Source organism: uncultured Chloroflexus sp. (assembly GCF_937951745.1).
In the GTDB taxonomy this organism is placed as follows: Bacteria; Chloroflexota; Chloroflexia; order Chloroflexales; family Chloroflexaceae; genus Chloroflexus.
The window spans coordinates 72,755-86,095 of sequence record NZ_CALFBQ010000049.1; the positions used below are offsets into that span (position 1 = coordinate 72,755).

General features: G+C 55.1%; 10 protein-coding genes. 2 read left to right on the top strand and 8 right to left on the bottom strand.

The annotated features are described in order from the left end of the window. The first annotated feature begins 151 nt into the window (after positions 1 to 151). Complete coding sequence (rpoD, locus tag Q1A59_RS12565; RefSeq protein WP_298401282.1) at positions 152 to 1,297, top strand: RNA polymerase sigma factor RpoD; 1,146 nt, start codon at positions 152 to 154, stop codon at positions 1,295 to 1,297. 81 nt (positions 1,298 to 1,378) lie between these two features. Further along, the gene (locus Q1A59_RS12570; protein ID WP_298401278.1) at positions 1,379 to 2,281 is read left to right on the top strand and encodes a DMT family transporter; all 903 of its coding nucleotides are present in this window, start codon (positions 1,379 to 1,381) and stop codon (positions 2,279 to 2,281) included. Positions 2,282 to 2,348: 67 nt separating this feature from the next. On the opposite strand, the gene Q1A59_RS12575 is transcribed toward Q1A59_RS12570, so the two are convergent. From Q1A59_RS12575 to Q1A59_RS12610, 8 genes are all read right to left on the bottom strand, one after another. Further along, complete coding sequence (locus Q1A59_RS12575; protein WP_298401275.1) at positions 2,349 to 3,146, bottom strand: slipin family protein; 798 nt, start codon at positions 3,144 to 3,146, stop codon at positions 2,349 to 2,351. Positions 3,147 to 3,199: 53 nt separating this feature from the next. Beyond that, positions 3,200 to 4,594: a nodulation protein NfeD gene (locus Q1A59_RS12580; RefSeq protein WP_298401274.1), complete on the bottom strand. Its 1,395-nt coding sequence runs from the start codon at positions 4,592 to 4,594 to the stop codon at positions 3,200 to 3,202. An 83-nt stretch (positions 4,595 to 4,677) separates the two neighbouring features. After that, positions 4,678 to 4,881: a DUF951 domain-containing protein gene (locus tag Q1A59_RS12585; RefSeq protein WP_298401273.1), complete on the bottom strand. Its 204-nt coding sequence runs from the start codon at positions 4,879 to 4,881 to the stop codon at positions 4,678 to 4,680. Between the two features lies 1 nt (position 4,882). Then, on the bottom strand, positions 4,883 to 6,079 hold the full coding sequence (gene mazG, locus Q1A59_RS12590) for a nucleoside triphosphate pyrophosphohydrolase (protein WP_299645078.1): 1,197 nt from the start codon (positions 6,077 to 6,079) through the stop codon (positions 4,883 to 4,885). Beyond that, the gene (locus Q1A59_RS12595; RefSeq protein WP_298401268.1) at positions 6,076 to 6,984 is read right to left on the bottom strand and encodes a peptidylprolyl isomerase; all 909 of its coding nucleotides are present in this window, start codon (positions 6,982 to 6,984) and stop codon (positions 6,076 to 6,078) included. Before Q1A59_RS12595 ends, mazG begins: the two co-directional genes overlap by 4 nt. A gap of 116 nt (positions 6,985 to 7,100) precedes the next feature. Next, the gene (gene lepA / locus Q1A59_RS12600; protein WP_298401266.1) at positions 7,101 to 8,924 is read right to left on the bottom strand and encodes a translation elongation factor 4; all 1,824 of its coding nucleotides are present in this window, start codon (positions 8,922 to 8,924) and stop codon (positions 7,101 to 7,103) included. Between the two features lie 88 nt (positions 8,925 to 9,012). After that, complete coding sequence (locus Q1A59_RS12605) at positions 9,013 to 9,951, bottom strand: diguanylate cyclase (protein ID WP_298401264.1); 939 nt, start codon at positions 9,949 to 9,951, stop codon at positions 9,013 to 9,015. 61 nt (positions 9,952 to 10,012) lie between these two features. Beyond that, positions 10,013 to 12,871, bottom strand: coding sequence for a PAS domain S-box protein (locus Q1A59_RS12610; protein WP_299645079.1), 2,859 nt, complete (start codon positions 12,869 to 12,871; stop codon positions 10,013 to 10,015). Between the last annotated feature and the right edge of the window lie 470 nt (positions 12,872 to 13,341).

A 13,341-nucleotide genomic window follows, 5' to 3' on the forward strand; every position in this document is an offset into this window, starting at 1 on the left:
CCTTTCAGTTTTCCTGTGGCTAGTTGAGCCAGACAGTTACAGCAGCCCGCCGTCGCCACGACGGCCTAGTGATGGTGTCATACCGGCCTGACACCATCAACCGAGCACTGGTTGAACGATGTTGAGCAAAGCTACACCGGAGTCAGAGGCGATGATCGAGCAACTGCTCGCCGCAGCACGGGTGCGCGGGTATATTACCCACGCCGACATTCTTGCCACCTTTCCCCACCCGGAGCACGACATTGCCGAGATTGATCAGCTCTATGCAATGCTGCAAGCCGAGGGGATCAAAGTCATCGAGTCAACTGATGAGCTTGAAGGGCCGACTGATTTTGAACCAGATGCAGAGCATGAATTAATTGCCGAATTGCCCGATCTCGGTGATATTGCCTTTGATGACCCAGTACGAATGTATTTGCAAGAGATTGGGCAAGTACCGCTCCTGACCGCCGAGCAAGAGGTTGAATTAGCAAAAGCGATGGAGGCCGGCGCTGCGGCTCGCCAACGGCTCGATCGCGAAGAGTATGTATCTGCCCGCGAACGTTTTGAATTGGAGCGCGCCGTCCAGCAAGGGCAAGATGCCCGCCATCACTTGATTCAGGCCAATTTGCGGCTAGTAGTGAGTATTGCCAAGAAATATACCTCGTATGGCTTGACAATGATGGATCTAGTGCAAGAGGGCAATATTGGCTTGATGCGGGCAGTTGAGAAGTTTGATTACAAAAAGGGCCACAAGTTCAGTACCTACGCTACGTGGTGGATCCGGCAGGCGATTACCCGCGCTATCGCCGATCAGAGCCGCACCATTCGCTTGCCGGTTCATATGGGTGAAGCGATTAGCCAAGTTAAGCGCACCTCGCATCGCCTCCAGCAGACGATGCAGCGCGAGCCGACCCCGGAAGAGATTGCCGATGCTATGGGTATTTCGGCGGGTAAGGTGCGTCGCACACTTGAAGCCAGTATGCACCCGCTCTCGCTGGAGATGCCGGTCGGCCAAGAGGGCGAAGGCCGAATGGGTGATTTTATCGAAGACGATCGCATCTCGACTCCGGCTGAAGCGGCGGCTGCCTCCTTGCTGCGCGAACAGCTTGAAGAGGTGCTGATGAAGCTGCCCGAGCGCGAGCGCAAGATTATCCAATTGCGCTACGGTCTCAAAGATGGTCGCTACCGCACCCTCGAAGAGGTTGGCATCGAGTTTGGCATCACCCGCGAGCGCATCCGCCAAATTGAGGCGGTCGCGTTGCGCAAGCTGCGTCACCCTCACCTCGGCAAGAAATTGCGCGGCTATCTTGATTAAGCAGGTCTGCGTGTGATAGAGCCGCCCCCGTGAGCTTCACGGGGGCGATTGGTTTATGTTTCACTGTGCTGACGAGAGAACATGACCGCTATGCATCGCTTTGATGAAGCGCAACGGCCTTTTGATGTGGCGATGGTAGTCATCGCTGCGCTGACGTGGGGAACGATTGGGGTTGCTGTAGGCTGGCTCTACCGCGTCGCTGACACAAACTCGCTCTCGATTGGCTTCTTGCGGCTGCTGCTCTCGGCGCCGGTATTGCTCATCACTGCCCGCCTGCTCGCCGGCCCGCAAGCATTTCGCATCCAACCGCGCCATCGTTGGACGCTAGCCCTGATCGGGGGCGCGTTTGCCGGTTATCAGGTTGCCTACTTTGCCGCGATACCCTCTCTCGGCGTGGCGGCGGCGGTCTTGATCAACATCTGTAGCGCGCCGATCTTTACTGCCTTATTAGCGCGCATCTTTCTCGGCGAGCGGCTGCGACCGAGCACGTGGCTGGCGGTTGGCGGCGCCGTGTTCGGCGCGGGGTTGCTGGTCGGCGGCGCGCCACAGGTACAGTCAACTGCTGATTTGCTGATCGGTGGGGCGTTAGCACTAACTGCCGGATTCTCGTACAGTCTAGTCGTACTTGGTGCACGCCTGATTGCCGCCAATTACCATCCGGTGGTGCCGGTGGCGTTATCGTTTGCACTGGGCGCGCTTTTGCTTTTGCCTGCCGCCCTCACCACCGGCTTGGTAATCGATTACCCACCATTGGGCTGGTTGGTGTTGATCTATCTCAGCATTGTGCCGACGGCCTTGGCCTACGCGCTCTATGTGCGCGGGATGCGCAGCGTGCGCGCCACGACAGCCGCGACGATCACGCTGCTTGAACCGCTTGGTTCAGCACTGTTAGCCATGCTGTTGCTCGGCGAACGATTTACCGCCACCGGCATAGTTGGCGCTGCTCTACTGATTGCCAGCATTACTATCATTGCTCGCCGGTAGGGACGATGCGCATATCGTCCCTCAACTATGCGTTGTATCGCAGGAAAACGGCGCGCGCCACCTTTGCTTAATCCGCCGAATGGCGCACATCACTATTCACCTGACTCATCGTGTTGAAGAAGGGCTTTAGCGTATCAACCGGCAGCGGGAAGATGATCGTGCTGTTTTTCTCAACCGCAATTTCAGTCAGCGTCTGCAAGTAGCGGAGTTGCAACGTCACCGGCTCGCTAGCGATCACCCGCGCCGCTTCAGCCAATGTGCGCGACGCCTGCAACTCCCCATCGGCATGGATGAGCTTGGCCCGCTTTTCACGCTCGGCTTCGGCTTGGCGGGCCATGGCCCGTTGCATGTTCTGCGGCAGTTCCACATCTTTTACTTCGACAATTGTGACCTTAATCCCCCACGGCTCAGTCTGTTCATCGATAATCTGTTGCAGCTTCTGATTAATTTTCTCGCGCTTCGCTAACAGCTCATCGAGTTCGACTTGGCCAACCACGCTCCGCAGCGTCGTCTGCGCGATCTGCATCGTGGCCCGGATGTAGTCCATGACCTTGGTCACGGCCCAGTTGGGATTGATCACTTGGAAATAGAGCACCGCATTGACCTTGATAGTCACGTTATCAAGCGTGATCACCTCTTGCACCGGCACATCCATTGTGATGACACGCATATCAACCCGCACCATGCGCTCGAAGACCGGGATTACGAAAAAAATGCCCGGCCCACGCGGCCCCATTAGCCGACCTAACCGGAAGATCACCCCCCGCTCATATTCAGGCACGATTTTGATAGCCGAGAGCAAGATCATCAACGCGATAAACGCCAACACTGCCAAACATGCCAAGAGGAAAAATGTGACATTCATGAAATACCCCTTTCCGTCACGAAATGACTATGGCGGCGCGCAGTCCCGCACCGCTACGACGACGGCAACGACGATTCAGACGGTTCAATCCGCCGAACGGTCAACCGTAACGCATAGATCCCGGTCACCCGCACAAATTCACCCTCTTCAGCAGTGCCGTTTTCGCACACTGCCCGCCAGAGCGCCCCTTCCACGAATACCATACCTTCTGGATCAAGGCGCTTACGCACCTCGGCCAACCGCCCAATCAATCCTTCCTCCCCGGTTGTCACCGGCCGGTTACGCGAGCGTAACGCCAGCCATACCCCAGTTATCGCGAAGATCGCAATCAGCACTGCCACCAACATGATCACCCACAACGCCACTGCGACTCCGGGCGCCTGCGTTGCATCGAACAGCGTTAATGCGCTGGCGATCATAACTCCCACCCCAATCACGGTCAGGGTTCCATGCGACGGAACGAAGAGATCGGCTGCGACCAGACCAAAGGCTATCAGAATCCCGATCACGCTCAGCCATTGTACCGGCAGTGCGATCATCCCAACAATGGCACCAATTAGCAACAACACGCCCAAGCCAGCCAAAATACCGACCGTCGGGCTAAGAAACTCGGCATAAAAAGCCAAGCCGGCCATGATGAGCAGAATAAAGACGATCGTAGGGTTTGCCAACACTAACAGCACAGCTTCTATCAGATTGACCTCAACCACAAACGGGCGCGCGCCAAGGGTTGAAAGAACAATTTGCGAGCCATCGGCCAATGTCACAACCCGCCCCTCTAAACGTTGCAACAATTCAGTTCGATCACGCACAACAACATCAATCAGCGGCGGATTCGGTTCAATCGCCTGCGCTGCGGTCGCGATAAAGCCGCTGCGCAGCGCCGTTTCTGCCCAATCGACATTACGGTTGCGAGCCGCGCCCCATGCTTCAAATTGTTGCAATTGTTCACCAAGAAGGAGATCCTGTGTCGCCTCACCCAAGCCCATTGTTGGCACAAGTAATGGCGCAGCAATCCCAAACCGGCTATTGGGAGCCATCGCCGCTACATGCGCTGCCGGCAACAACCACGAGCCAGCCGCCCCAGCATCATGGCCAGCAGGACTGATGTAGACGACCACCGGCACTCTCGCTGCGGCAATATCGTTCGCTAACGCGCGCGCCTCTTGCAACACCGCGCCGCGCGGGGTTAATTGAACGATCAACACCTGTGCCTGAGCCGCTTCCGCCTCACGCAGCGCACGGCGAATATAGTTGGCAGCATAACTGCTTAAGACGCCATCGTACTCAACGAGATAGACTGGCCGCACTGACTGGGCCGTGACCCCGGAAACTAGCCACAGCCACAGCATGCCAAACAGCAACGTCCGGCTTACCAGCGTTGTAATGTTCACAAGGAACGGTGGCTTACGATAACCCGCTTGGAAGAGCAGATTGAAGATTCGCATAGTGTGTATAGACGCAATATAATGGCGACACTGCCATCATACCGCGATTAGCGAGGTTGTCAACGAACGAACCAATCACTCGTTTATTCGTTGTTCCCTCGCACAATAAACCGTTTGATCCGGCGTTCGAGATCGGCCCGCGGCAACATCACCCGTCGGCCACATGTTTCGCAGCGTAGACCAATATCGGCGCCAAGACGCACAATGCGCCATGTATCGCCGCCACAGACATGCGGCTTGCGTAACTGCACCACATCGTTCAGATAGAGTGGGATCGGCGGCGGCATACTACTGTCCATCACTGCGAGCTTTGGCTGCCGCCCACCATGCGATCATCTCGTCGAGCGTGCAATCGCGCAGCGCCCGTCCATGTTCAACAGCCATCTGCTCGACCACTTGGAAGCGGCGTTTGTAGCGGAGATTGGCTTCCCGCAACGCGGTCTCAGCGTCAATATGCAACCAATGGGCCAGCGTGGCAATGGCAAACAACAAATCGCCAATTTCGGCCATCTGCGCGGTGGAATTGCTCGCAGCGCGCACTTCGGCCAACTCCTCTTCGACCTTGGCCCATACCTGTTCGATGGTGGCCCACGTAAAACCGGCTCGAATCGATTTCCGTGCCAATGCTTGGGCGGCAGCCAAGGCCGGCAAAGCTGCCGGCACACCATCGAGCGCGCTAGACCGCGTTTTGCCTTTGGCTGCCAGCTCTTGGGCCTTGAGCGCTTCCCAATTTCGCAACACCTGCCCGGGATCGGCGACAGCGGTTGTACCGAAAACGTGGGGATGGCGGAAGACGAGCTTATCAGCCACGTGCTGTACCACATCTTCAAGCGAAAAATGACCAGCTTGGCGCGCCATCTCACTATGCACAGCGACTTGCAACAAGACATCGCCTAACTCTTCGCGTAGCAAGGCCATATCGCCGGCATCGAGCGCCTCCAGCGCCTCGTAAACCTCTTCGAGCAAGGCGCTGCGCAAGGTCTGATGGGTTTGGCGCACATCCCACGGGCAACCGTCGGGGCCAAGCAAGCGTGTGATCACCCAACGCAGGCGATCAATCCCGCGCCGGTCATCCTCTAGCGCGAGAGCCGGCACAATCAGGGCTAGGGCTGAAGCTGCCGGCAAGACTGTTGTCGCTAACTCAGCCAATGCCAATGGTACTACGCGCTCATCTGGCGCTAGCATCAGCGTGAGCGAATGGTGCGGCGGATAGCGTTCAGCCAGTAGGGTCGCTAACGCCGGCAAATCGAACGCGGCCACCTTTCCCCAAATGAGCGCCGAGACGTGAGTGGCTAACGGGTAAGGTAACCGCGGTGGCTGATAGACACCTATCCCCTGTTGTTCTACCCACGGTACTACTGTGGTCGCCATTGGCGCTGCTATTGGTTGCAACAACTGCTCAACGGCCCACACCTGCATTGCCGCTGGGTCGATCAAGCCATGCGCCAGCGCCGCGTTCAGCAAGGCGGTCAACGTAGCACTCATGGCGTCTCAGGGAACGGGATCGGCAGCGCATTGGGGTCAAAACCAGCGGCAATCTGCAACTCGCCGCTCTGCTCGGCTTGCCGGCGCAACTCTTCGTACCATGGCACAAAGGTCTCTTGATAGAACTGGCCGGCATTCTGGCGCGTGCGCAGGTGTTCAAACGACTCGAACGGACGTTGTAGCTCGCGTTCGAGCACCTCGACGACATGAAAACCGAAGTCGGTTTGGACAATCTGCGGGGTATTGAGCGGGATGGTAAAGATCGCTTCTTCAAACTGCGGCACAAAATCACCGCGGGTTGCCCACCCCAAATTGCCGCCATTGGCCGCCGAACCGGTATCGCGCGAACGGGTCGCCGCGAGCGTGGCAAAATCAGCGCCAGCCTGCAACTCGGCCAAAATCGCCTGCGCCATCGCTTCATCATTCACTAAAATATGGCGCACACGAGCCATATCAGCGCGGGTATTGCGTGCAATCACTTCAAATACGATCTGCTCACGTGCCAGCGTGCTGCGCAACTCGCTCACTTCAGCCGGCGCAGCATCGGCTGGTAAGCGTCTGAAAATGGTCTCGTCGAGCGCCGCCGGATCAACGCCGATGCCTTGCCGGCGAGCATAATTCAGCAGCAACTCGTTCTGGATCATCTGGTCAAAAATTTGCCGGCGGAGATCGTTTTCAACGACAATCTGCTCAATCTGCTCACGGGTCTGGCCAGCCGCTAGGGCATTCGCCACCCCATCGCCAATCGCGCGCTTGATTTCAGTATTCACATCAGCCACGGTATAAACCTGCGAACCCAGCCGAAACGCTACTGGCGAACCGGCATCTTCCCACTGGCGGCCATTCACTACGCTCTGGCAACCTGCCAGCAGCAAGAGAGCAAACAACCATATCAGACGACGCATTATCTTATTCTCCGCATATCAAACCGGTACGGGCACAGCAATGCTGTGCCCATCCTTCCCATCTCGGTACGGGCACAGCAGTACTGTGGCCCTTCATTCCGCCCCTTTATTCCACCCTACCGTTCCCGCTCATTCCCCGATTCATTCAGCGACAAGATCGCCATAAACGCCTCTTGCGGGATCTCGACGCTGCCGACCATCTTCATGCGCTTTTTGCCCTCTTTTTGCTTTTCGAGCAGTTTGCGCTTGCGTGTCACGTCACCGCCGTAACATTTAGCCAAGACATCTTTCCGCATCGCGCGGATGGTCTCGCGGGCAATGATTTTCGAACCGATCGCCGCCTGAATCGGCACTTCAAACATCTGACGCGGGATCAACTGGCGCAGCCGTTCAACCAGATCGCGCCCGCGCTGATAGGCAAAATCGCGATGCACGATCAGCGACAGCGCATCGACTGGCTGGCCATTGACCAAGATATCGAGCTTGACCAGATCGGCCTCTTGGTAGCCGGCTAGATGGTAATCAAGCGAAGCATACCCTTGCGTGCGGCTCTTGAGTTGATCGTAGAAATCGATCACAATCTCGGCCAACGGCATGCGATATTTCAAAAGCACCCGCGTCGGGTCGAGATAATCCATGCTGAGGAAGACGCCGCGGCGGGTCGTCACCAGATCCATAATCGTGCCGATGTAGCGCACCGGCGCGATCACGCTAATCTCAACCACCGGCTCTTCAATCGCCTCGATCCGCGACAGATCGGGCATCTCAGATGGGTTGGCGACCGTGACAATCTCGCCATCAGAAAGCAAGACCTGATACTCCACTGAGGGCGCGGTAATCAGCAGATCGAGCTTATACTCGCGTTCCAGCCGCTCGCGGACAATCTCCATGTGGAGCAGGCCAAGGAAACCGCAACGAAAACCAAAGCCGAGTGCCGCCGAGCTTTCGGGTTGGAACGAGAGCGCGGCATCGTTGAGTTTGAGCCGTTCGAGCGCCTCGCGCAACTCAGGGTAGGCGTTCGAGTCAATCGGGTACAAACCAGCGAAGACCATCGGCTTCGCCGGACGATAGCCGGGAAGCGGTTCGCTGGCCGGATTCTCAGCCAGCGTAATCGTATCGCCGACTTGACAATCGGCTACGCTCTTGAGGCCGGTCGCGATATAGCCGACTTCGCCAGCGACCAGCTCGTTCAGCGGCGTCATCGCCGGGCGGAAGATACCCAGTTCGAGCGTCTCGGCTTGGGCGCCAGTCCCCATAAATCGTACCCGATCACGGCTAGTAAAAACACCATCAACCACGCGGACATAAGCAATAACGCCTTTGTACGGATCGTAATGCGAGTCGAAAATGAGCGCGCGGGCTGGCAATTGACGCTGACCACGCGGCGGAGGGATACGCTTGACGATCGCTTCGAGAATCTCAGGTACCCCAATCCCCTCTTTGGCCGAAGCGAGGATCGCCTCTTCGGCAGGGATACCAATCACCGACTCGATCTCTTGCGCTACCTCTTCGGGGTGGGCACCGGGGAGATCAATTTTGTTGACGACCGGAATGATCACCAAATCGTTCTCCAGCGCCAGATAGGTATTGGCCAGTGTTTGTGCTTCGATACCCTGCGAAGCATCAACGACGAGCAATGCACCTTCACAAGCGGCCAGCGAACGATTTACCTCGTAACTAAAATCAACATGACCGGGTGTATCGATCAGGTTCAGTTGGTAAAGCTGACCATCGGCGGCACGGTATTCCATGCGCACCGGCTTCAACTTGATCGTAATGCCCTTTTCACGCTCAAGATCAAGCGAGTCGAGCAATTGCTCGCGCTGCTCGCGTTCGGTAATCGTGCGCGTCAGCTCAAGCAGGCGGTCGCTCAACGTCGTCTTGCCATGATCAACGTGGGCAATAATACTGAAGTTACGGATGTGGAGTTGATCTGACATGTATGCTTCAACCGGCGGCGAAACCGCATAGATTCCAATACATCTGCTAGGAAGTATACCATAGCCGCCGATCTGCCGCAGCGTGAGGTTACACTCCTACTACACAATTACGTCCTTGCCGCTTCGCGGCATACAGCGCTTGATCGGCCCGGTCAATCAAGCGTTCGATCAAGGTATCGGCTGGTTGGCGCTCAGTAACGCCGCCGCTGATCGTTACCCTAATCTCACCCTTTTCGGTGTTTATGTACAGACCGGCAATCGCCATACGCAGACGTTCGGCTAACAGCAAGGCCGATGTCACATTCGTGTTTGGCAAGAGCAGGATAAACTCTTCACCGCCGAAGCGACCGATGCAATCAGCAGCACGGATCTGCCGCGCTACCGTTTGCGCCACTGCCCGCAAGACCTGATCGCCGATCAGATGGCCGTAGCGATCGTTAACCTGCTTGAAGTGGTCAATATCGAACATACAGATTGCGAGGGGTTGATCGTACCGAATCGCAATCGCCAATTCGTGCGTCGCCAGTTCGTAGAAGTGGCTACGATTGTACACCCCGGTGAGCCAATCGATGCGCGCCAGAGCGGCTTCACGGGCTAGCGCTTGCTGCAACTCGTGATTAGCCATCTCGAGTGCAGCCCGAGCTTGCGCGAGCGCTAGATGGGTACGTACCCGCGCCAGCACCTCTGCCGGCTGGAACGGCTTAGTGACGTAATCAACCCCGCCACATTCAAATGCACGCACTTTGTCATCGGTATCGTCAAGTGCGCTGACAAAAATAACCGGTATGTGACTGGTTTCCGGATCGGCTTTCAACTCTTGACAAACAGCATAGCCATCAATATCCGGCATACGAATGTCGAGCAAGATCAGATCGGGGCGAATAGTCCGAGCAGCAGCTAACGCGACCGTGCCTTGGGTCACCGGACGAACGTCATAGCCCTGACCGGCGAGTAATTGGGTCAGTAAGAGCAGGTTAACCGGAGTATCATCAACGATGAGGATGACTGGTGAATGATGATTTGACATGTGCTTGACCGGTGTTATCTATAGGCAGCATATACAGCCCTACCATCTATCTGTCTTACAACTATACCGTATGGCTTGTAGACTGAGAAGTAGTTATTGTTTCAAGCCAATGAATCACTGCTTGATAGTCAAATGTTTCAATCCATTGACGTAACTGATGTGCATCCTCAGGTCGATCAGTTTCGATTTGGGCAACCAATGCCTGCAAGCGACGAATGTTAGCTTCACCAGCTGCCTGCGACAGTGCCTGACACCACTCAGGATGGTAGCCTTGTTCAGTGATGGCTGGGATGGCAGGGGTGGCTGTTTCTGCATATTCAAACTGGACGTGCAAGTACCGCTCGATTAATTGAACGACATCGTGCTCACGAAAGGGCTTCGCAATAAAATCGTCGCAACCGGCCTCACGAATCTGCGATAGCGTATCCCCAAATACATGGGCTGATAGCGCAATCACAACTGGACGGTGCAACCCCGGATCCTGAGCACATATGTCGCGGATCTGACGCGCTACCGTCAGTCCATCGATCCGTGGCATCCGCATATCAAGCCAAACCATATGTGGTTGCCAACTGCGCCATACATCTAATGCTGCTTGACCATCGGCAACCGATTGCACCACGAAACCCAGTCGGTGCAGCAGTGTAATCAGAAGCAAGGCGCTGGCCGGTTGATCATCGGCTACCAACATACGGTAGAGCGGCTGATCAACTTTCAGCCGTACTACCCGAGGAGCTGACGATTTTTCAGGCAGTGTCAATGGTGAGGTAGTTGGTGTTCGAAGGGGTAGTGCTAAGGTAAAACGCGCTCCATGCCCTATCCCCTCACTATATACGGTCAGATCACCGCCAATTAAACGGGCCAATTCATAACTAATGCTCAATCCAAGCCCTACCCCAGTGGCAGTAGCATTCTGTACCGTATGTTGACCTTGAAAGAATGGTCGGAAGAGCTGCGACTGCTCTAACGGAGAGATACCAACCCCTGTATCTTCCACAATAAACAACACCCGTTTGGCCGATTCTAACTCAACGCGCAACTGCACCATTCCGTGTTCAGTAAACTTTATTGCATTCCCTAATAAATTGATCAAAATCTGGCGCACTTTAGCTTCATCACTCACAATCACCGACGGAATCTCAGCCGCGCAGGTAGCGGTAAATTGCAATTGTTTCGCTTCAGTCTGGGGACGAAATAACACTTGGAGATCGACAACGAGTTGCCGGACATCAAGCGGCGCTGCGTTATACACGTAACGACCGGCTTCGATTTTAGCTAGATCAAGCACTTCATTAATAAGTTTGAGTAGATGCTCGCCACTACGATTAATGATTTCAAGATACTCTCGTTGGGTTGTGGTTAATGTATCATCACGGCTCAATAATTGGGCAAAGCCTAACACTGCGTGGAGTGGGGTACGCAATTCATGGCTCATATTGGCAAGAAAGGCGCTCTTGGCCCGATTTGCCGCCTCGGCTTGCTGGCGAGCCAGTCGTAGCTCAATTTCGGCTTGCTTGCGTGCAGCAATGTCACGCGCTACCCCAAGCACTACCAGACGATCTTGTTCGTCACGTACAAACGAGGTAATAATCTCAGCATGGACCACGTGACCATCGCGATGCACCACATCAATCTCAGCAATCCACGGCGGCGCAGTAACAAGATCGCCGTCCCAATGGTGTAACATGTAACGCAGCGCTGATTGTACCTGCTGCGCCGATTCAGGGGTGAGAACATCGGACAACGACAACTGCAACGCTTCTGCTGCCGAGTAGCCGATCAGTTTCTCAACCGAAGGACTGAAAAACGTAAACCGAACCGTTTGTGTATCAAGCAAACAGATGACATCAGTCGTATTTTCTGCTATTAGACGATAGCGAGCATCACTACGCCGCAACGCTTCTTCGATTTGCTTTCGTTCAGTAATGTCATGGACAATGCTAATTGCATGCGGCACGCCACGGATCATCACCATTTGCGAAGAGAGCAGACAGGTGCGTAATTCACCATTACGTCGGCGAAATTGAAATTCTACGCCGGCGCAATACCCGTCACGCCATATTAACTCAGCCCACTTGCGCCGATCCTCCGGCGAATGCCAGATATGAAGTGTTACCCCGTCTTTCCCCAACGCCTCTTCTGCCGTATAACCGCTGATCCGTGTGAAGCCGTGATTGACCTTCACAAACGCGCCATCGGTTAGCCGCGACAGCAATACCGCATCTGGTTGCGCGGCAAAGACCTGTTCCAATTGTTGCAACGCCTCGCGTTGCTCAATGACCAGCTCACGATTAACCAACAAGATCAGGCCAAACGTCCAGAGGGTAGTTGTCGCTATTGAGAAGAGATAGGTAGCGGTTTGCCATGACGGCGAGACAACCAACCAATTAACGTCGGTAGCCGAGGCGATGCCACGCAGCGCAAAAAATACCCCGTTGGCAAAGAACACGATCGCAAGAAATAACCCTATCGAATCCATATCAGGGCGCGATGCGCGCCAAAAGCGCAATCCGCTCAAGACAGAGCAGAGTGCAATCACCACGGAAAAGAGGATCCGCCGTAACGGCGGCGTATCACCGGTGAACGCCAGCAGAAGGTTAGCGATTAGGATGAGCAGCCAGATCAGTAGCAAGCGGCTCAAATGGCCGCGATCGCCGAAAAATCGCTCGACACCGTGGTAGAGCAAGAGCATGCCGCCACCAACCAGCGTATTGCTCACCGCGTGCCACACGAGCGGCACTTCGGCAACATCGCGCAAGGTGGTGATGAGCAAGCCAAACGCTAACACACCCATACCCGCTGCCCACCACACTAGCCCGGCCCGTCCGCGATTGGCCAGCGCCAAGCCGATCAAGGCGGCGCATTGCAAGACGCTGGCAAGGCTGAGGGCGATGGATAGAGTTAATAGATCAACGGTCATAATGCTCCTATACCAACCGCTATTGTCAATCATAGACATTGTAGCGTGAATAGTCCGAGTTTACCCGTATTGAGATGAATTGCAGAACTATCGAGGACATTTATTGAGGAGTTGCTACCCGCTCGCACACCTTTCACGCCGTGATCAGAGCACAAAAACCTCTCTTGTGTGCTATCTTCCTCCCCTCTGCCTCTTTCCCCGATTATGAGAAAAGGTGCGTTCATGTTCCTTTATGCATGCGCTTACGCCCTTGTTGTTCCAATCCGTTAGCGGCACCCCAATCGGGAGAACACCAATGTGCGATCGTGCAATTACCAACTAGAAAGCGCAAAATTTTTGTATCGATTCAATGCATCATTTATAAGCAATGGGTTAAGATTATGTATGTGATTTGTATAAGTTAAACTTCTTATTTGAGTTCTAATTTTCACATTTTACAATTCATTAACCATTAAAAACATTGTTGTCAA